This is a genomic window from Agrobacterium genomosp. 2 str. CFBP 5494, assembly GCF_900013495.1.
In the GTDB taxonomy this organism is placed as follows: Bacteria; Pseudomonadota; Alphaproteobacteria; order Rhizobiales; family Rhizobiaceae; genus Agrobacterium; species Agrobacterium pusense.
Genome location: NZ_LT009719.1, coordinates 568,002 through 587,711 on the forward strand (window position 1 = coordinate 568,002; position 19,710 = coordinate 587,711).

Annotated in this window: 15 protein-coding genes and 1 pseudogene; 3 read left to right on the forward strand and 13 right to left on the reverse strand. The window is 59.8% G+C overall.

Translation table 11 applies throughout. The features are described 5' to 3' along the window. Positions 1-15 precede the first annotated feature (15 nt). Both AGR2A_RS17450 and AGR2A_RS17455 read right to left on the reverse strand, forming a co-directional pair. Positions 16-1,150 (reverse strand): annotated as a pseudogene (locus tag AGR2A_RS17450) (ABC transporter ATP-binding protein). Next, on the reverse strand, positions 1,150-3,003 hold the full coding sequence (locus AGR2A_RS17455) for an ABC transporter permease (RefSeq protein WP_072493626.1): 1,854 nt from the start codon (positions 3,001-3,003) through the stop codon (positions 1,150-1,152). Before AGR2A_RS17455 ends, AGR2A_RS17450 begins: the two are co-directional and overlap by 1 nt. Before the next feature lie 504 nt (positions 3,004-3,507). Between AGR2A_RS17455 and AGR2A_RS17460 the strand changes: the two genes are divergently transcribed. Then, positions 3,508-4,494 carry a LacI family DNA-binding transcriptional regulator gene (locus AGR2A_RS17460; protein ID WP_004438242.1) on the forward strand — a complete coding sequence of 329 codons (987 nt, stop codon included), beginning with the start codon at positions 3,508-3,510 and terminating at the stop codon, positions 4,492-4,494. On the opposite strand, the gene AGR2A_RS17465 is transcribed toward AGR2A_RS17460, so the two are convergent. From AGR2A_RS17465 to AGR2A_RS17480, 4 genes are all read right to left on the reverse strand, one after another. Beyond that, a complete protein-coding gene (locus AGR2A_RS17465) occupies positions 4,491-6,137 on the reverse strand; it encodes a Na/Pi cotransporter family protein (RefSeq protein WP_072493627.1) in 1,647 nt (548 codons plus the stop codon). The genes AGR2A_RS17460 and AGR2A_RS17465 overlap by 4 nt on opposite strands. A gap of 82 nt (positions 6,138-6,219) precedes the next feature. Continuing rightward, complete coding sequence (locus AGR2A_RS17470; RefSeq protein ID WP_072493628.1) at positions 6,220-7,905, reverse strand: metallophosphoesterase family protein; 1,686 nt, start codon at positions 7,903-7,905, stop codon at positions 6,220-6,222. Beyond that, complete coding sequence (locus AGR2A_RS17475) at positions 7,899-8,507, reverse strand: dual specificity protein phosphatase family protein (RefSeq protein WP_006698666.1); 609 nt, start codon at positions 8,505-8,507, stop codon at positions 7,899-7,901. Before AGR2A_RS17475 ends, AGR2A_RS17470 begins: the two co-directional genes overlap by 7 nt. Before the next feature lie 48 nt (positions 8,508-8,555). After that, positions 8,556-9,395, reverse strand: coding sequence for an inositol monophosphatase family protein (locus AGR2A_RS17480; protein ID WP_072493685.1), 840 nt, complete (start codon positions 9,393-9,395; stop codon positions 8,556-8,558). Positions 9,396-9,627: 232 nt separating this feature from the next. On the opposite strand from AGR2A_RS17480, the gene AGR2A_RS17485 reads away from it, so the two are divergent. After that, complete coding sequence (locus tag AGR2A_RS17485) at positions 9,628-9,924, forward strand: PRC-barrel domain-containing protein (RefSeq protein ID WP_004438228.1); 297 nt, start codon at positions 9,628-9,630, stop codon at positions 9,922-9,924. Positions 9,925-10,090: 166 nt separating this feature from the next. After that, complete coding sequence (gene proP / locus AGR2A_RS17490; protein WP_072493629.1) at positions 10,091-11,611, forward strand: glycine betaine/L-proline transporter ProP; 1,521 nt, start codon at positions 10,091-10,093, stop codon at positions 11,609-11,611. A gap of 104 nt (positions 11,612-11,715) precedes the next feature. Here the strand turns inward: proP and AGR2A_RS17495 are convergent, their stop codons facing one another. The 7 genes from AGR2A_RS17495 to AGR2A_RS17525 all read right to left on the reverse strand — a co-directional run bounded on the left by AGR2A_RS17495 (position 11,716) and on the right by AGR2A_RS17525 (position 19,405). Next, entirely contained in the window at positions 11,716-12,441 is a 726-nt protein-coding gene (locus AGR2A_RS17495) for an SDR family oxidoreductase (protein ID WP_072493686.1), read from the reverse strand. 59 nt (positions 12,442-12,500) lie between these two features. Beyond that, the gene (locus AGR2A_RS17500; RefSeq protein WP_072493630.1) at positions 12,501-14,111 is read right to left on the reverse strand and encodes an FGGY-family carbohydrate kinase; all 1,611 of its coding nucleotides are present in this window, start codon (positions 14,109-14,111) and stop codon (positions 12,501-12,503) included. Positions 14,112-14,199: 88 nt separating this feature from the next. Beyond that, positions 14,200-14,931: an SDR family oxidoreductase gene (locus AGR2A_RS17505; protein WP_004438213.1), complete on the reverse strand. Its 732-nt coding sequence runs from the start codon at positions 14,929-14,931 to the stop codon at positions 14,200-14,202. A gap of 39 nt (positions 14,932-14,970) precedes the next feature. After that, positions 14,971-15,948: an ABC transporter permease gene (locus AGR2A_RS17510; protein ID WP_004438211.1), complete on the reverse strand. Its 978-nt coding sequence runs from the start codon at positions 15,946-15,948 to the stop codon at positions 14,971-14,973. Further along, complete coding sequence (locus AGR2A_RS17515; protein WP_006698672.1) at positions 15,938-17,440, reverse strand: sugar ABC transporter ATP-binding protein; 1,503 nt, start codon at positions 17,438-17,440, stop codon at positions 15,938-15,940. The genes AGR2A_RS17510 and AGR2A_RS17515 overlap by 11 nt, the downstream gene beginning before the upstream one ends. Before the next feature lie 71 nt (positions 17,441-17,511). After that, complete coding sequence (locus AGR2A_RS17520; RefSeq protein ID WP_080823249.1) at positions 17,512-18,423, reverse strand: ABC transporter substrate-binding protein; 912 nt, start codon at positions 18,421-18,423, stop codon at positions 17,512-17,514. Positions 18,424-18,520: 97 nt separating this feature from the next. Further along, positions 18,521-19,405: an AraC family transcriptional regulator gene (locus AGR2A_RS17525; protein WP_004438205.1), complete on the reverse strand. Its 885-nt coding sequence runs from the start codon at positions 19,403-19,405 to the stop codon at positions 18,521-18,523. Positions 19,406-19,710: the final 305 nt, after the last annotated feature.

Genomic DNA, 19,710 nt, shown 5'->3' on the forward strand with positions numbered 1-19,710 from the left:
GTCTCGGCGGCGTTTTCAGTTGTAGGTGCTGTGGCGCAGAACGGCGTCCGCCTCGGTGATCCTCTGCCCCCTGGCATCGAAGGCGTGAAGGGCTTCAGGCGGCACGTGAAAGAACACGCGGTCGCCGCTGTCGATACGCGGCAGGGAGTGGGTGGTCAGGAAAAGCGTGTGGTTCTCGCTTCTGAGTTCGAGAATCCAGCTGCCGCCGGTCGGCAGCACGCCGGTCACCGTCATCTCGCCGGCGAAGCTGCCTTGCGGCACATCCTCGGACTTCATCACATAGCCCATGGCTTCCGGCCGCATGCCGATCGAGGCAATGCCGCGCAGTTGCGGATAACGGGTTGCGAAATAGGCTTCCGCCCTGTCCGCTATGTCCGACACCCCGGGCTGGCCGAAAGTCAGTATGTTGATCGGCGGGCTGCCGACGAATTCGGCGACGAAACGATTGGCAGGACGGTCGTAGATATCGTTCGGCATGCCCATCTGCTGCAGCGTGCCTTCGTTCATGACGGCAATGGTGGTGGCAAGCGTCATGGCTTCCCACTGGTCATGCGTCACGAAGACGATGGTCGTCTTGAATTCCTTGTGCAGCCGCTTCAGCTCGGCGCGCATTTCAAGCCGCAGCCGGGCATCCAGATTGGAGAGCGGCTCATCGAGAAGCAGAACGCCCGGATTGACGGCGAGCATGCGGGCAAGCGCCACACGCTGCTGCTGACCACCGGAAAGCTGCGACGGATAGCGGTCGCGATATTTGGCGATGTCGAGCGCCTGCATGACGCGCTCGACACGGGCTTCACGCTCGGCTTTCGGCAGCTTGCGCAGGCGCAGGCCGAAATCGGTATTGCGCTCGATGGTCAGATGCGGCCATAGCGCGTAGCTCTGGAAAACAAGGCCCATTTCACATTTTTTCCGGCGGCACGAAAATGCCTTCGGTCACGGAATCGATCACCCGGTCGCCGACGCGGATCTCTCCGCCCGAGAGGTTTTCGAGGCCAGCTATCATGCGAAGCGTGGTGGTCTTGCCGCAGCCGGAAGGCCCGAGCAGGCACATGAACTCGCCGTCGCGGATTTCGAGATCGAGATCGGAAACCGCATTCGCGGAATTCACGCCGTAGTTTTTCTGCGCACCGCGCAGGTTGATGGTAGGCATCAGCTTCCAAGTCCTTCTGCAAGATTTGTACGGGTCAGCTTCTGGGCCAACAGCGTGCCGAAATAGGCAATGGCGGCGATGATCAGCACCACGGCGTTGGCAGCCTGCGTGTAGTGGTAGTCGACCAGCCGCAGCGAATAGGTGGTCAGAACATCCGTGCTCGGCACGGCGAGGATCACGAAGAGGCTGAGACCCTTGATGCCCGAAATGAAGGGCAGGAGAACCCCGGTCACCAGCGATCCTTTCTGGATCGGGATGACGATCGAGATCATGCGGCGGAACCAGCCTGCACCGGCGATCTGGGCAGCCTCTTCCGGGTCCTTTCCAAGCTGCGTCATGGCGGAAATGCCGGCTCGCGAAGCATAGGGCATCTGGTCAGCGATCAGCGCCAGGATGAGGATCGTCACCGTACCATAGAGCGCCGGCATCGGCCCGCGCGGAACGGCAAAGAGCGACAGATAGGCGGCGGCAAAGGCAATGCCGGGCACGAGATAGGGCAGGAACGTCACCTGTCGCAGGTAGACGGACAGGGCACGCACCGGCGTGCGGATGACGACATAACCAACGAGCAGGCCAAGAATGCCCGATGTGAGCGAGGCAAGCCCGACGATCATCATCGTGTTTTTTGCGGCAGCCCATAGGTCGGGGCTCAGGAGCACGCCGGTCTGCAAGGCGACGGTGTTGAGGTTGCTGCCAATCCAGTAATCGAGGGTGAAGTTGTCGAACGTGAAGCGGGCCGGCATTTTCATGACCGTCGAGAGCGCCAGGGTCAGAAGCGGCAGGCCGACACTGAGGACGAAGATGGCAGCCGCGAAGCCCGTCGCCGGAAGCCGCATCTTGCCGAGACGGCTCTGCCTGTTCATCGAGCCTTTCGAACCAATGGTCACGAAACGGCGGGCTTCGCGAACGAGGCGGGCGTCGATCATGAGCGTGATGATGCCGATGAGCATGATCGAGGCCGCGACGACACCGGCAACGCCCGTCTGGCGCGACGCAATGCTGCGGAACAGCGATGTGGAGAGAACCTCGAACTTCACGGGCAGCCCGAGAACATAGGGCACGCCGAACTCGCCAAGGCATTTCGCAAAGATCAGCACCATCGAGGACAATAGCGCCGGGCGCATCAGCGGCAGGATGACCTGCAGGGCGACCTGATAACGATGGGCACCGAGAATGCGGGCGGAATCTTCGAGCTGCGAGTCGAAGCGGCGAAGCGCCGAGCCGAACAGCAGGATGACGAAAGGCGTGTAATGCAGGGCAAGGATGATGGTGATCGGGAAACGCCCGTAAGCCACCCAGTCCGGCGGCGTGAGGCCTATCGCCTCGAACCAGCCGGGCTGGCCGCCAACGGTGCGATTTTTAAACAACGTCGTCCAGGCGAGCGCGAAGGTCCAGGCCGGCAGCATATAGGGCACGATCAAGGCCGTGGCGAACCAGCGGCGGCCGAACATGTCCGTTCTGCTGATAAGCCAGGCAAGAACGGTGCCGATGACGAGCGAAAGCGCAATCGCCCCGAATGCGACGGTCAACGTATTGAAGAGCGGACGCCAGAAAAGATCCGATGCGACGGGCGAAAAAAACGCCCTGTCGAGATAATAAAGCGTGAGATCGCCGACATCCTTGCCGAGGCGCCGTTCGTGGCCGAACTGGACGCGGACGGCATCGAGAATGATCGAAATGATCGGAACGACGATCAGATAGGTGAAAAGCAGAGCCGTCAGAACGCCGATCAGCGTCGTAGGCTCCCTGAGTGCGACCTTGAGACGATACCGCCAGGCCTGCCATGCCGAAGGCGCGTTCGTCGGGGGACTTCCCAGCGCCTCCGCCTTCGTCGATTCGCTTAAAAGAGCCATTCTCTCTCCCCATATGGCCACGCTTTGCCCTCACGCGCCGGCAAACACCTGCCTTCGCGCGACCCGCAGAACAGGCGGCGCGTGCGTAACCTTCAGCAATGCATCAATGCTTCAGAAGCGGGTGTTTCACCCGCTGACAACGATGATCCCAGCTCCTCCCGAAAACATCGCGGGCAAAGCAATTATGGAATAAAAATTCCATATCTCGCTCTACCTTGGAATGCATGATCCGTCTTAAAAGACGTTTTGTCAATGAAAAAATGCACACGTGATCATTAAGTTATTTATTTGTTTTCAAACGTGTTTTTGTCACAAAACTGTAATTTTTGAACGGCGCCGGGCAGGAAATGTTTTTCCTGTCCCGACGCCTGTGGAACGGATTGGATATTTCCTGAAACGCCAGAGAGCTTTTCTCAAGGGTGACGGGGTGCTGGTGAAATTGGAATAGCCGACATCCCGTAGCCTGTGATATCAGGCATTGGATTTCGGAACCGGGGGAGTCGGATGGCAAGAGGGTTCGTGACGGCCGAAGAGGTGGCGAAAAAGGCCGGGGTTTCACGCTCCGCCGTCTCTCGTACCTTCACACCCGGCGGCAGCGTATCGAAGGCCGTCCGGCGCAAGGTGCTGAAAGCCGCACAGGAACTCGGCTACCGCGTCAACCGTCTGGCGCAGGGTCTCAACAACGACCGCTCCAATCTCATCGGGGTCGTCGGTGCCAATCTCAGCTCCCCATTTATTTCAAAACAGCTCGATCTCCTCAGCATCGGCCTCCTGCGCCGGGGCTTGCAATGCCTGTTGCTGAATGCGGCAGATGCCCGCAAGGACATTGCGCCGCTGATCGAGCTTCTCTTCGAATTCCGCGCGCAGGCCATCGTGGTCCTTTCCGGCGAACCGCCGGCTTCGATCGTCGATGAATGCATCGCCAATGGCGTGCGCCTCATTCTCATAAATCAGCGTCTTGATCGCACCGACACGAATATGGTGTTGAGCGACGATTCCCATGGCGCCGATCTTGCCGCCATGCGGCTTGTGGCGGCGAAATGCAGGAAAGTCGCGGTCGTTTCCAGCGGTAGCCAGACGCCGGCTCAGCTGCGCCGCGCCGGTGCCTTCACCCAGCGCATGACGGTTGAAGGCATCGAGGTCGTGCCCTGGTCCGGTGGTCCAACCAGCTATGACAGCGGCTATCAGGCCGGCTGCGAATTGCTGGCGGACAAGTCCATCGATGGCGCCTTCTGCGTGACCGATCTGCTCGCGCTCGGCTTCATGGACGCCGCTCGTCTCGAAATGGACCGCCGGGTGCCGGAAGACATCTCGATCGTCGGCTTCGACGACATTCCGCAGGCGGGCTGGAAAAGCTACCAGCTGACGACCGTTGCCCAGTCCTTCGACGCGTTGACGGAGAAGGTCCTGACCGCTCTTGACAGCGACGAGCCGGAAACGCGGCTCCAGGTCGTGCCCGTTTCCATGGTGGAGCGCATTACCGCACGCTAACCCGCCGCCTGCCGGATCCGGCTTTCGATCAGCAGCCCGCTCTCATCGAGGATCGGGTGGGCGACGGCTGCAAGATGGGCGTTGATGCGCTTGAGATCGCGCAACATGTCCAGATGCACCGAACTGGTCTGAATGCTGTCAACCCGGCCGTCGCGCAGGCGCTGGAGATGGCTTTCCGACGATTGTTTTTCCAGCCGCCGCACATCTTCCTTCACTTCCACCAACCGACGGGCAAGATCGGCGTTGCGAGTGGCGAAAACGGACTGTGCCATGCGGATATTATCGAGCGTGACGGCAAAAAGGCGCTCAAGTTCACTTTTCCCATCATCGGAAAAGCGGAGGCCGAGATCGATCTTCTTGGCAATCTCCGGACGGATACCTTTTTCGATGATATCGCCGATATGTTCGAGATTGATGGCATATTCGACAATATCCATCGCACGACGCTGGTCCTTGCGGGCCAGGCCATTCTGTCCGACCTTCGAGACATAAACCTTCATTTCATGCTGCAGGCGGTCGACCCGGCCCTCCAGGCTACTGATATCGTTGAGTTTTGCGGCATCGCTGTCCCGCATGGCCTCACTCGCCTGCCGCAGCATAAGCTCGATCAGGTCGCCGACCAGCAGCACCTCGCGGCTTGCACCGGCAAGCGCCGCAACCGGTTGATCGAGATCGTGACTGTCGAGATAGCTGTGATTGTTTTCGGTGCTCTCTCTGTCTGGCAGCAGCATCGTCGTTACTCGCAGAAGCACTGGCGAGAGCGGCCACGCGAAGGCGGCAACAGCAAAATTGAAGGCGAGATGCGCATCCACAGCAAGATTCGCATGCGAAAAGGGTGACATGTCCAGCAGGGCCGCGGCATATCCGGCGAGCGGCAGCGCAGCGAGGCAGCCGATGGCCCTGACGACGAGATTTCCCACCGTCACCCGGCGTGCCGCGATCGGGGCTTTCAGCGTCGCCAGTACCGGCGGCACCGCGCCACCGAGATTGGCGCCGAGCACCAGAACGATCACGAGGCTCGTTTCCATGCCGCCGCTGGCGGCAAGTGACAGGATCAGAACGACGATGGCGAGACTGGAGGAGGCAAGAACAGCAAGGACGGCGGAGAAGATCAGCGCCACAGGCCAGGCATCACCGAGCATGCCGATAAAGAGACCCAGTGCTGGCGACTGCCTGATGGGATCAGTTGCAGCCGAGAGAAGATGAAGGGACAGCAGCATGAGACCGACACCTGCCACCGCCGCCCCGCCTCCCTGCCGCTGCACCGATTTGCCACGCGACAGGATGACACCGGCAAGGATGAGCAACGGTGACAGCCAGCCAAGCCCGAGAGCGACAATCCACGCCGTCATCGCAGTTCCGACATTGGCGCCGAGCAGGACGATCTGCGCCATGGCCGGCGCGATGAGGTCCTTCTCGACGAAAGAGGCGACCATCAGCGCGGTGGCAGTGGAACTCTGCAAGGCGATTGTCGCCACGAGACCAGCGAAGAAGGAGCGATACTGGCCGCGCGTGCCGGCGGCCAGACCGATGCGGAGCCTCGCACCAAAGGCGCGTGACATGCCATCCTTTATCTGCGCAAGCCCGAAAAGCAGCAAAGCCACGGCGCCGAACAGGTTGATGCCGACAACGACCGATTCCATTCAATCACCCCGCCTGCCGTCCCGGTGGTCGGACAGCAATCAACCCAGCCATGATAGACCGCCCCTTCCGCAAATCGTCGGATCAAACTGCAACGCGGTCACGCTGCGACCCGAGCCGAAGCGTAATGTCACGCGGGCTGCTTTCTGCACGCTCAAGAAACAGGCCGAGCGCTCCGAGGAAGATTTCGATAAAACTCCTGACGGACCGGTCGTGACGATCCGGCGCGCGGCCGAAACGCTGCGCCAATTTCCGATAGAGACAGAGCCGCTCATGCGGGATATGCGGCAGGGCTAGACCCGCCGCCTGTCGCAGGCAATACCAGTCGGCAATCAGCTCGAACATGGGCAATTCGAATGACAGCGCAAGTCCATCAGACAGTTCGTGGCCATCCTGCCCAAGCAGGAGGAGAACCTCCTGCACGGTTTTGTCGGAGATTGCCGCAACGACCTCTGTCGGCCATTCCTTGCTGAAATAGCGATGTCTGATCAGCGCCCGCTTGTGGCCAAGCAGGAACCCACCATAATCACCGGCTGCAAAAGACGGGTCGTCCTCTTCACCTGCCAGTACCGTCTCCTGCGCGTAACCCTGGCAAATACGGTCATTGACCGGCAGAGCGGTCATTTCCACCGTTTCCACGCTGATGTCCTGCCGGGCTGGATGGATGACCTTGAATCCGGGAGGAAAGGCGACGAGCGAAGGGACGGCAATATTGGTGAGCGACCTATCACCCTTCCCACCCTGCGTCACGCCCTCGACATGCAGGTGCCCGCTGAAATGGACGGTTAACCCAGCCCGTACCAGCGCGTCTTCCACCGCTTTGCGTGGCGTACGGCGCACGGCATTGGTTTCACCGAACAGGGCACCTTCGGCACGGCTTGCTCCGTCGAAGGGATCGAGCACCGGATAATGGGAAAAGCCCAGCAAGGTCTTGCCGAGCAGCTCCGCCCTTTGGCGCACGTCGGCAATCCAGTCAATGATGAAGGGCTTGCAACGCAGGAGCGCGTTCCAGCCACCCGAAGTGCTGTCGGTAAAGGCGGCTTCCTCACCTCGCTGAAAGACACCGTCGCGCGGCTCGAAAATATTCGCATCGATCATCAGGAGCCAGAGGCCCTCTTCCGGCTCGACAAGATAGGAGGCGTCCATCAAGCGATAGATATTCCGCCCATCGGGAGAGCGCACGTCGTAGAGCCGGTCTTCCGGCGCGTCGGACGCGCCGAAGGGCGTCTCCCAATGCAGATAATCCGGCTGGCGGAAATAACCGAAAGCCCCCATCGGATCGAGGCCGGCGGGATAACCTTCGCAGTACATGCGGTCGGTTATGACGACCCCTTCCCCGGTGCGGCGCGCATCGCTGGAAACCAGGACGCCTTTGCCGTTCTCCGTCAGGAATTCCTTGGTGTGATTTCGGCCGCAAGGGCCGAAAATGTCATGGTTCCCGGGCAGCGCATAAAAAGCGGTGCCATGGGTATCGCGATGGCGTTCCAGAATGCCCTTCAGCGTTTCGGTCGTCACCCGCTGGCCGTCATCGGTATAATCGCCGAGCAGCACCACATGGCGAATGCCACGCTGGCGCACCTCTTCCAGCGCCGCATGCAATGCATCCGCGCTCTCGTTGAAAACCCGGGTGGATTCACGCGTTTCCGACCAGCTGCGCATGGTGATGCGCTCGCCTTCGATTTCGATGCCGGGAAACCCGAAATCCGCTGAAGTATCATGAAAATGCGCATCGGCAATGACGGCAACGGAAGGCAGCATATGTGTCAGCATGATTGCGCGATCTTTCTGCCCTCAACCAAGTCGATCCATTCGGAAGCACGGCGGGCGGCGGCATAAAGCATCGGTTTCGGCGTCTCGAACCATTCGTCAGGCCGCAATTCCCGTTTCGTGCGGATCACGGCCAGCGCATCGTCGAGGGTCGGATAGAGGTCGGGCTGCTGCTTGTGCAGGAAAAGCGCCACCAGCGAGACGGAACGGCTGCGGCCGCTGCGGCAGTTGACAAGCACATTGCCGCCATCGACAAAGGGATAAGTCTCCCGCTTCGGCATGGTCTGGCGAAGTGCGCCATCGAGTATGTAATAAGCGCCCAGCATCATGGTGTCAGGGCTGCCATCGCCGTCGATCAGGCCAAGCTTGTAATAGCGGATGTCACCATAACCCACAGCCCGCCGGTCGCCTTCTTCGGCCATCGTCTGCACGAGATTGATATCAAGATTGACGGCGCAATTAACGACGGTCGTAATGCCGTGCCGGCGCAGAAGCTCCCGGTCGCCAGCACCATCGCTGCCGCCGATGTAAAGGGCGGCATTATGCGGACCGAGCCCTTCCGCAATCAGGCTGATTGCCGGGCGGGCATAAACGGGTCCATCCATTTCATTCCTCCACATGCGCGAACACCCCGAACAGGTGTTCGCCTGAAATCAGGCCGAGGCGGCGCGCTGCCGGTCCGACGGCGTCCTTTCGGCAAGGGGTATATTCGCTGCCTGGCTGACGCCTCTGGCAACACCGCGGGCCGCAGCCAGAACAGGCCCGCCGTCCCGAAGACTGCCAATCTCCAGAAATGGGCAGACATCGCCGCCAGCTTCGCTGACGAGTAGCAAGCCTGCAAGACAATCCCATGAATTCATATGCAATTCGAGATAGGCGTCGGAACGACCGTCGGCCACATAGGCAAGCGCCAGCGCTCCTGAGCCTGCACGACGAACATTGCTGCCCATATCGAGCAGGTTCCTGACGATATCGAGATATGTGGAATTCGCGATCCGGGTCGACCAGCCCATCTCGATCGATGACGCATCAAAGCGCGTCGTTTCCGCGGTTTGAATCGGCTGCCCGTTGCGCGTTGCTCCTTCACCGCGACGCGCGAAATAAAGCTCGTCAAGCGCAGGATTATAGATCGCACCGATTTCGGTCCGCCCTTTTTCGACATAAGCAATGGAGATGCAGAAATGCGGGATGCCACGCGCGAAATTCGCGGTGCCGTCCACGGGATCGACGACCCAAACCCGATCGCCGATCTCACCGCCGCCTTCTTCACCAAAGAAACTATCGTCTGGGAAACAAGCCGAGATCGCCCCGCGAATATGCGCCTCGGAAGCCGCATCGGTCACAGTCAGAAAATCCTGCGGCCCCTTCATGGAGAAGCTTCGTGTCGCCTCACCCTGAAAACCTTTGAGCACCAGTTCGCCGGCGGATAAAATAACGCTGCGGCACAGTTCCGCGCGAGCTGCCAATGTATCCGGATAGGGCATCGAGTCCATGCGCAAAACCATTTCTTTTGAGTGAACGCGTGTTCATATTGCACACGCGTTCATTAATTTCAAGAGGGTTTTCTCGGTCAAACATGACTATCGAATGACAAAGTATCGGCATGTTCATTCCGGAAGCTTGCAGGTCTGTTCGCAAGGCAGCGCAATGACTGCGAGCAACAGCCAATGGAACGGTTCTGCAACGCGGGAGTTCTGTTCCTGTAAACCACGACAGGAGGAAAAAATGGATCATAGCAATCACGTACGTCTGGTTGAAACCGAACTGACGCCGTCGGTTCTAGAAGGCGCGACCGTCTATGGCGCCGATGACCACAAGGTCGGGAAGGTTGACCACGTACACGGCGTCGGCGCCGGCAGCACGGCGATCATCGATGTCGGCGGCTTTCTCGGCATCGGCGCAAAGCCCGTCGCAGTTCCGCTCAGCGATCTCGATTTCATGCGCGATGAGGACGGTGATGTCCACGCGGTGACCTCATGGACGAAGGATCAGTTGAAGGACATGCCCGAGCATCGTCACTGAATACATCCCACCAGACTTCACAAGCGCCCGGCCATTGCCGGGCGTTCGTTTTTTGGGGCACACCCCGCCCCCCGCACCGCTTCCGCCTGCAAATGGAACACATGCGCATGTCACGCATTTTCACGTCGCGCAATAAATGGTTGCAAGGCATTCAAGGGGACAACAATTGAACAGTCAGATTCAGGCCAGCCCGCTGAGCATTGACGACGTGACCGTCATCGATGACGAGAAGGTCAAAAAAGCCGTGACGGCAGCCGCCCTCGGAAATGCCATGGAGTGGTTCGATTTCGGTGTTTACGGCTTTGTCGCTTACGCCGTTGGCAAGGTCTTCTTTCCGGAGGCTGCCCCCGCCGTTCAGACAGTGGCGGCACTTGCGACATTTTCGGTTCCGTTTCTCATTCGTCCGCTAGGTGGCGTTTTCTTCGGGGCGATGGGCGACAGGTTCGGGAGGCAGAAAGTCCTCTCTCTCACCATTATCATTATGGCGGCCAGCACCTTCTGCATCGGCCTTATTCCGGGTTATGCGACCATCGGCATCTGGGCCCCTATCCTCTTGCTGCTCTGCAAGCTCGTTCAGGGCTTTTCCGTGGGCGGAGAATATACCGGTGCGGCCATCTTCGTGGCGGAATATGCGCCCGACCGCAAACGCGGTTATCTCGGCAGCTGGCTCGATTTCGGCTCGATTGCCGGTTTTGTGCTTGGCGCGGGACTGGTGGTGCTGCTCAGCACCGCCATGGGCGAGGCGAAATTTCTCGACTGGGGCTGGCGCATTCCGTTCTTCCTTGCCGCTCCGCTCGGACTGATCGGCCTTTATCTTCGCCACGCCGCGGAGGAGACGCCGGCTTTCACCGAACGCCTTCACCGCGCTGAAGAGGAGGACCGTCAGTCGCTGAAGGAACGGCCCATGGTCCCCATCGCGGAGATCACCAGCAAACATCTCCGTTCGCTGGCAATCTGCATCGGCATGGTTCTCGTCACCAATGTCACCTACTACATGCTGCTGACTTACATGCCCACATACCTGTCAAAGACGCTGGATTACAGCGAGGATCACGGCGTCCTCATCATCATCGCCGTCATGGTGGGTATGCTGTTCGTCCAGCCGGCCATCGGGCTTTTGAGCGACCGGATAGGCCGCAAACCTTTCCTCGCTGTCGGTAGCACGGCGATCTTTTTTCTCTCGCTACCGGCTTTCCATCTCATCGCCAGCGGGCAGGTGGTCCAGATTTTCTTCGGCTTGCTTATTCTTGCCGTCGCGCTGAACTGCCTGATCGGAATCATGGCCTCGACCTTGCCCGCTCTGTTTCCGGCGCGCATACGCTATAGCGCCCTGGCGATCGCGTTCAACATCTCGATCATCGTCGCCGGCCTGACTCCAACGGCCACGGCCTGGCTGGTGGAAGCGACCGACAACATCTATATGCCGGCCTATTACCTCATGGTCGCCGCTGTCTTCGGCATTGTCACCACTTTCTTCCTGAAAGAGACGGCGAACCGGCCTCTTTATGGCGATACGCCCAACGCCTCCAGCCGCAAGGAGGCGAAATCGCTTCTCGCCGCGCAATATCTGCACATCGAAAAAAGCGTTGAAGAGATTGACGAAGAGCTTCTCAAACTGGAACAGCAGAAAGAAATTCTGCAGACGAAACGCAGTCAGCTCGTCGGCCGGCACCCGGACCTGAACTAACTCCATCCGCCATAGATGAAATGCGCGGGCAATGCGTATCGCACCCCGCGCATCGATTTTTTCAGGTTTCAATCGGCCTGCGCCGAGAGCAGCTGTTGTTTCGCTCAAACGGCGAGGAAGCCGCCGTCCACTGGCAATACGGCGCCTGAAATCATCTTGCTGTCATCGGAAAGCAGCAGCGCGATGCTCTGCGCCACCTCTTCGGCTTCTGCGAAGCGGTTGAGCGGATGACGCACCATCATAGGCTGGCTTTTGACCGGATCGTTCCACGCTTCCGCAGCCAGTTCAGTGAGTGTGATGGTGGGCGCGACGGCATTGACGCGAATACCATGCGGGCCAAGTTCCTTGGCAAGCACGCGGGTTGCGCCCTCAAGCCCGGCCTTGGACGCCGCATAACACAGGTGATCCTGAAAGCCGCGATGCCCTGCAATCGAGGTGATGTTGACGATGGCGCCGCCGCCGCCCCTTACAACACGGGCGCGGGCGAATTCCTGGCAAGTGATGATGGCTGCGCGCAGATTGATGCCCAGCACGGCCTCGTAGCCTGCATCGCTCATGTCAAGCACACTTTCCAGCACGTTGATGCCGGCGCTGTTGATCAGGAAATCGCAGGTGCCGGCTTCGGCCATGGCGGCGCGGGTGGCGGCTACGTCGGCAAGATCGGCACGGATCGAACGTCCGCCGATTTCGCTTCTGAGGCTGTCGAGATCGGACTGCGTGCGGCTGATCGCCACGACCTCCGCACCGCGTGCGGCCATCAGCTGCGCGCAGGCGCGGCCGATGCCTTTGCCTGCGCCGGTGATGATGACGGATTTTCCGGAAAACTGCATGGAATCCTCGTTATTTGCGGCCAATGCGGCCGGATGATCTAAGTTATTTTTGACGGCGCTCAGGAATGGCTGGCGGAACGAATGGCGCGGGCCGCATTCTGCAGCGTCAGAAACGCGTCGTAACGCGCTTGGTGAACCCTCTGAAAATCAGGATCGGGCGTTGCACTGCTGCCAATACGCGACATTGCCGACATCGCCGCCATCAGGTCCGGATAAGTACCTGCGGCGACGGCGCCCAACATGGCGGAGCCGAGAAGGACCGGCTCCTCGCATTCGGTTAATTCGACGGGAAGCCCGGTCGCATCGGCCAGCAACTGCCGTGCAAGCGGGTGGGCACCCGCACCGCCGCTGACACTGATGGTTTCCACCGGCGCGCCGTTGCGGGCCTGCGTTTCGATGATCTGACGAAGCCCGTAACCAAGGCCGAGAAGCCCGGCCACATAAAGCGCGACAAGGGAATCCACGCCGGTTTCCATACCATACCCGGCAACCACCGCGCGGGCATGGGGATCGGCGAAGGGTGCGCGGTTGCCGAGAAATTCCGGCACCACATGAAAATCCTCTGCAAGCTTTGCTGCGGCGGAAGCGGATTCGGCAAGGCCGAGGGCGCGGTCGGCAAGCCAGACCGGCAAGGCTTTGCCATCCTTCTCGGCAAGCACCTTCGCTTCGGGGACTGCCGGATGTAGCTGAACCAGATAATCGATGGCCGCACCGGCAGCAGACTGGCCGCCCTCATTCAGCCACGCACCGGGAACCATGGCCGAATAATAAGGCCCCCAGACGCCAGGCACGAAGGCGGGTTCGGCTGTCGTCGTCATGGTACAGGACGAGGTCCCGAAAACATAACCAAGGCATTTCGAAGCATCGCCACCCGCAGCAACCGTACCGACGCCGCCGGCGTGGGCATCAATCAGGCCCGCAGCAACGGCGGTGCCTGCCACCAGCCCCATCGCCTTTGCGGCGTCTTCCGTCAGACCGGTGCCGAGCGCCGTGCCCGGATGGACGACGCTTTCACCGATGCGGCGGAAGCCCTGTTCCGCCAGATCGCCAAGGCCAATATTGTTGAAATATTCCGAATCCCATCGGTTCTCGTGGGCGAGATAGGTCCATTTGCAGGTGACCGTGCAGGCGGATCGATCAAGTGCACTGGAGGCTTTCCAAGTGAGGAAATCCGTCAGGTCAAAGAAGTGTTCGGCACGGGCATAGACATCCGGTAGATTTTCCCGAAGCCACAAAAGCTTCGGCGTCTGCATTTCGGGAGAGATGCGGCCACCGACATATTTAAGAACCGCATGTTCTCCGGCATTGATGCGCTCCGCCTGTTCAACGGCACGGTGATCCATCCAGACGATGATATCGCGTTCGGGATGATCGGCAGCGCCAACCGGCAGGGTCTTATCGTCCGGCCCGCGAACGACGAGTGAGCAGGTGGCATCGAAACCGATCCCGGCAACATCGACAGGATCGATACCAGCGCGTGAGACGCTCTCCCGGACGCTGTCGCAAACCGCCTGCCACACTTCCGCGCTCGATTGCTCGGCAATGCCGCCATCTTCGCGATGCATGCTGATCGGACGCTTGGCGGTGGCGAGGAGCTTGCCCGAGACGTCGAAGACACCGGCCCGCGCCGAGCCGGTCCCGACATCGACGCCAACAAGATAGGAAGCCATTTGCGATACTCCTCGGAGGGGATCATCCGATGCTGGAAAGGGTTGGGCGGCGGGACCGTGTCCGGTCTTTCCGCCGCCCAGGGATTTTTTAAACGCGGTCGAAGTTGGTCGGCAAGACCAGCATGTCGCGGATGGTGACGGTGCGCTTGCGTGTCAGCATGTAGACGACGGCATCGGCCACTTCGCTCGCATCGATCAGGCTGCCGGATTCCTTGGCCTTTCGGAGGTTTTCCTCCGGCCAATCGGCCAGCAGTGCGGAAACGACCGGGCCAGGGGAGACCTGCGCAACGCGCACGCCGTGCGGGATCATCTGGCGGCGCATGCCCTGCACGAAGCTGGTGATCGCCCATTTCGAACCCGAATAGACCGGTTCCCAATAGGTCGGGAAGTGGCCGGCAATCGAGCAGGTGACGATGATGTCACCCGTCTTGCGCTCCGACATGTGCGGCACGACGGCATGAACATTCTTCATGACGGCGTTGACATTGAGATTGAGCATCTTGTCGATGGCTTCCGGCGTCGTCTCGGTGAGATCGCCGCCGATATAGGTGCCGGCATTGCAATAGAGAATGTCGATATGATCGACCTTCTTGAGGATCTCAGGGATCATTGCGTTGCAGCTGTCGGCATCGAGCAGATTGGTGACCTGCGGGATGGCGCGGTCGCCAAGCTTGGCAACCAGATCATTGAGGGCCTTCTCGTTCCAGTCCACCATGACCACGGTCGCGCCCTGTTCCAACAGCGCTTCTGTGGTGGCAAGCCCGATGCCGGATGCGGCGCCGGTGATGACCGCAATCTTGCCTTGCAGCGATTCAGACATTTAATTCTCCTGCGTTTATGAAGATATTTCCGGGCCGGCTTAGCGCCATTCCCGTCCGATATAGATGGCCAGCAGGATGATGCCGCCCTTGATGACATCCTGCAGATAGGGGTTGATGCCCATCAGGTTGAGGCCGTTATTGAGAATGCCGAGCAGCACCGCGCCGATGAGCGTGCCGAGAATGAGGCCCCTGCCGCCTGCAATCGCCGTGCCGCCAAGAACAACGGCCGCGATGGCATCGAGTTCGAAGCCGACACCGGCATTGGGCTGACCGCTCATCAGGCGACCGGTGAGGATCAGTGCCGCAAATGCTGCCGTGACGCCCGAGATGCCATAGACGGCAAGCTTGACGCGCTGGGTCTTCACGCCCGAAAGACGGGCTGCCAGCTCGTTTCCGCCGAGCGCATAGACGTGGCGGCCGAAAGCGGTGCGCTGCAACAGCACCCAGGCGATGGCGTAGATCACCACCATGATGACGACTGGGACGGGAACCACACCGATACGGCCGACACCAAACCAGGAAATCCAGCTCGGAATACCGCTGACGGGGTAGCCGCCGGAATAGATAAGGCCAAGGCCACGGGCCATGCCCATGGTGGCGAGCGTGACGATGATGGCGGGCATCTTGCCCCAGGCGACAAGCGCCCCGTTGAAGATGCCGATGCCGAGACCGATGAACAGGCCGGCCGGCAGCGCAATTGCAGGCGAGAGGCCGGTGTTCACCATCAGGCCAGCGGAAAGCGTTCCGATAAGCGCCATGACAGCGCCGACCGACAGGTCGATACCGCCGGTCAGAATGACGAAAGTCATGCCGACGGCCAGAATGCCAACGACGGAAACCTGCCGCAACACGTTCATGATGTTGTTGAGGCTGAAGAAATTGTCGCTCGCAAGCCCCATCAGGATGGATACGACAATCAGACCCGCCAGCGGCAGGGCGAGCGGCGAGCGCAGCATGGCACTGAGACTGAAACCGCCCGTTTTCGCGGCAACGCCGGTGTTTGCATCAAGCGACATGTTCAACTCTCCCGGTGGTGGCGTTTGTCATTATTGTTTCTGAATTGATGTCGTCTCCCTCGACCGTGGCAACGATGCCGCCGGACCGGAAGACGCAGACCCTGTCGGACATGCCGATGACTTCCGGCAGTTCCGAGGAGATCATGATGATCGAATGGCCCCTGGCAGCAAATTCGCGCATCAGCGAATAGATTTCTGCCTTCGCTCCGACATCGATGCCACGTGTCGGTTCATCGAAGATCAGCACGCGCATGTCGTGGTTCAGCCAGCGCGCGATAACGATCTTCTGCTGGTTGCCGCCGGACAGCGTGTCGACGCGGGCGTAAGGCCCTTGTGCCTTCACCTGCACCTGCGCCATGGCCTTTGTCGTGTACTCCAGTTCCTTCTTGAGATCGAGGAACCAGTGCGCCTTGCGGTATTTGCCGTAATTGTTGAGCGAGATATTCTGCAGGATGGAGAAGCTGGTGATCAGGCCCTCTTCCTTGCGGCTTTCCGGCAGCAGGCCAATGCCGCGCATCAGCGCATCATCGGGGCCGGAAAAACGCGTCTCCACACCATCGAGCTTGATCTTGCGGCGCGTCGCGGAATGCGCGCCGAGCATGGCGAGAACTGTTTCCGTGCGGCCTGAGCCAACGAGCCCGGCAAAACCAAGAATTTCGCCCTTGCGCAGCGCGAAACGCGAGACAGGGCCGCCCTTCTTCAGTTGCAGCTCCTCGACTTCGATCACCTTCGCGGCGGAAGGATCGAGTTGCGGCTTCGGCGGGAAGCTGGCTTCGATGCGCCGGCCGACCATCATTTCAACCAGGCGGTCATTGTCGACCTCCGACGTCAGGCAAGAGCCGATCAGCTCGCCATCGCGCAGGACGGTGATGCGGTCGCAGATCTCGAATATTTCCTCGAGGTGGTGCGAAATGAAGATGATCGCGACACCCTGACGTCGCAGTTCGCGCATGACCTTGAACAGATGTTCGGTCTCGGAAGGCGTCAACGTGGCGGTCGGCTCGTCGAGCACGAGAATGCGGGCATCCAGTGACAAGGCCTTGGCGATTTCGACAAATTGCTGCTGGGCGACGGAAAGGCGGTGCACCGGCACGTCGAGCGGTACATCCACGGCGAGCCGGCCCATGATTTCGGCTGCGCGCTTGCGCATCGCGCCCTTGTTCAGAAGGCGCAGCGGCCCGCGGATTTCGCGGGCAAGGAACATGTTTTCAACGGCGTTGAGATAAGGGATCAGGCTGAATTCCTGAAACACGATGCCGACACCGGCGGCAATCGCCTCATCGTAATTGGCGAAGCGGCGATCCATGCCGTCAATGCGGATCGTTCCTTCCGAGGGCTGCAGGATGCCGCTCAGGATCTTCATAAGAGTCGATTTGCCGGCGCCGTTTTCGCCCAGAAGCGCATGCACCTCGCCGGCGCGCGCCTCAAGGTCGACGCCGCGCAGGACTTCGATCTTGCCAAAGCTTTTTCTTATTCCATTCAGTTCCAGCATTTCACCCTCCTCAATGGTCGGGATTTAACCCCGCCCCCGCATAAAGCGGGGACGGAGCCTGGGAGGAGTTCTTACCAGCTGAACTCGCCGGCGTTCTTGCTGTCGACGACCATAACGTCGATCGGGACTTCCTTCGGCACGACGCGAGCGCCCCACTTCTGGGCGAGCGCCATGGCGAGGCCGACACGCACCTGGTCACGCGGGAACTGCGCGGTGGTTTCGATGAAAGGACCACCCTCAGAAATCGCCTTCACAGCTTCCGGAGCACCGTCGACCGAGGTCAGCTTGATGTCCTTACCGGAACCCTGAATAGCAGCCAGAGCGCCCATCGCACCGCCATCATTCACCGAAAAGATGCCGGCGAGGTTCGGACGCGACTGGATCATGTTTTCAACGACGCCCAGAGCGACGGAGCGGTCCTGACGGCCGTTCTGTGTATCGACCAGCTTGATCTCGGGGAATTCGGCGAGTGCGGCCTTGCAACCTTCGACGCGCTGAAGGATCGGCACGACCGGGATACCGTCGAGGATCGCGACTTCACCCTTGCCGCCGAGCGCGTCACCGAGATGCTTGCACGACTTGTAGCCCGCGTCACGGTTCTTCGAGCCGACGAAGGTATCGACCGGGCCATTGGCGTTGGCGTCAACCGCAACGACGATTGCGCCGGCAGCCTTGGCAGCGTGCACGGCGGCTTCGATGCCGGCGCTGTCGGTTGGGTTGAGAAGCAGGATGTCGATCTTCTGCTGAAGCATGTCTTCAACGTCGGAAATCTGCTTTGCCACATCGTGGCCGGCATCGGTCACGACAACGTCAGCGCCGATGCTTGCCGCAGCTTCCTTCAGCGCTTCCTGCATCGACACGAAATAGGGGTTGTTCAGCTCCTGGAAGGTCATGCCGATCTTCAGCTTTTCCTGCGCCAGCGCCGGAGCGGCCATCATTGCAATTGCGGCTGTCGCCATCAGAAACTTGGATTTCATTTTCATCTCACTCTTCCTCCCATTAGGAAAGTTGGGGCAACAAGTGCCCGTTTCCGGACAGACCTCTGCCCGAATTGGTAAAAATCGGCGATGTGTCGCTGGTTTACTCCGCCATAACAGCTGCCTTCTGGGCCGCAAAAATGGTTCGGAACCTCGACGGTGACATTCCCTTGAGTTTCAGGAAATGCCGGTTGAAATTGGAAAGATTGGAAAAGCCAACATCGTAGCAGACCTCGGCCACCTTCACATCCTGATCCGCCAGCAACATCTGGCAGGCAAGATCGATCCTTAACTGATTGCGATAGCGCACCAGCGTCGTGCCGGTATGGCGCTTGAAGGCCCGGGAGAAGGCGCTCGGGCTCTGGCCCACCATGTCGGCGAGATCGATTTCCTCCACCTGTTCGGTCAGATGCTCGCGCAGATGAGAGAGGGCGCGATTGATGCCGCTGTCGCCAATCCCGGTCAGATCCAGTTCGTAGCTGAGGCTTGCCAGCACCTCGGATGTCGGCGCATTGACCAAGAGATCGAGAATTTCCCAGAAAAGTGCCAGACGCGTCAGGCCCTGCGCCTCGATAAGCCGAAGGATCAGCGGGCGGACCCGATCGCTCGTCTCGTCGTCAAAGAGAATACCGCGACGGCTGCGGTCCAGCAGGCCGCGCACCACTTCCATCTCGGACATGGAGGCGCAGGCATCCTCGATAAAACTCTCCGGAAACTGGATCACGAGGGAACGCGTCGGCACGATTTCGTCCGGCTCGATCTCGCTGATCCAGTTCTGGGGGAGATTGGGGCCGGTCATGATGAGCTGACCGGGGCCGAAACGGCCGACGAAATCACCGATATAGAAGGTGCCTGACGTCGCGACGACCAGATGAATTTCATATTCGGGATGATAATGCCAGCGCACGGTACGGAATGGATAGCCATGCCGCCAGGCAGCGAAAGATTCGCCCTTGCGGATGTGCACCAGTTCCAGATCGGGCTGCATCATGGTTCCTCCCATCAGTCACGTCCGCCGCATTTGCGAAGCGAAGCCATTCCTCTTTATGGCTCGTCCCAGGCGTTGATGAGGAGCATAGGGCGGGCCGCGGCTAAACATCCACATCACGCCGGAGAAATTACCGATACTTTTTTGACTGTTTTTTGCCAGAAATTGAATAGTGCCTCAACGTGATTGACAGTCAACGTTGCGGAGAGCCTGTTTTTTTTGCTCAATTTGCCGTGATGCGCCCAAACAATTCTCATCAGGAGGCGATCTGTGATGAATTTTTGGAGTAGGGCCTGCCTACCACA

Coding starts and splice junctions, on each gene's coding strand:
- AGR2A_RS17455 (WP_072493626.1), bottom strand. CDS start 3,003: ATGGCTCTTTTAAGCGAATCGACGAAGGCGGAGGCGCTGGGAAGTCCC.
- AGR2A_RS17460 (WP_004438242.1), top strand. CDS start 3,508: ATGGCAAGAGGGTTCGTGACGGCCGAAGAGGTGGCGAAAAAGGCCGGG.
- AGR2A_RS17465 (WP_072493627.1), bottom strand. CDS start 6,137: ATGGAATCGGTCGTTGTCGGCATCAACCTGTTCGGCGCCGTGGCTTTG.
- AGR2A_RS17470 (WP_072493628.1), bottom strand. CDS start 7,905: ATGCTGACACATATGCTGCCTTCCGTTGCCGTCATTGCCGATGCGCAT.
- AGR2A_RS17475 (WP_006698666.1), bottom strand. CDS start 8,507: ATGGATGGACCCGTTTATGCCCGCCCGGCAATCAGCCTGATTGCGGAA.
- AGR2A_RS17480 (WP_072493685.1), bottom strand. CDS start 9,395: ATGGACTCGATGCCCTATCCGGATACATTGGCAGCTCGCGCGGAACTG.
- AGR2A_RS17485 (WP_004438228.1), top strand. CDS start 9,628: ATGGATCATAGCAATCACGTACGTCTGGTTGAAACCGAACTGACGCCG.
- AGR2A_RS17495 (WP_072493686.1), bottom strand. CDS start 12,441: ATGCAGTTTTCCGGAAAATCCGTCATCATCACCGGCGCAGGCAAAGGC.
- AGR2A_RS17500 (WP_072493630.1), bottom strand. CDS start 14,111: ATGGCTTCCTATCTTGTTGGCGTCGATGTCGGGACCGGCTCGGCGCGG.
- AGR2A_RS17505 (WP_004438213.1), bottom strand. CDS start 14,931: ATGTCTGAATCGCTGCAAGGCAAGATTGCGGTCATCACCGGCGCCGCA.
- AGR2A_RS17510 (WP_004438211.1), bottom strand. CDS start 15,948: ATGTCGCTTGATGCAAACACCGGCGTTGCCGCGAAAACGGGCGGTTTC.
- AGR2A_RS17515 (WP_006698672.1), bottom strand. CDS start 17,440: ATGCTGGAACTGAATGGAATAAGAAAAAGCTTTGGCAAGATCGAAGTC.
- AGR2A_RS17520 (WP_080823249.1), bottom strand. CDS start 18,423: ATGAAAATGAAATCCAAGTTTCTGATGGCGACAGCCGCAATTGCAATG.
- AGR2A_RS17525 (WP_004438205.1), bottom strand. CDS start 19,405: ATGCAGCCCGATCTGGAACTGGTGCACATCCGCAAGGGCGAATCTTTC.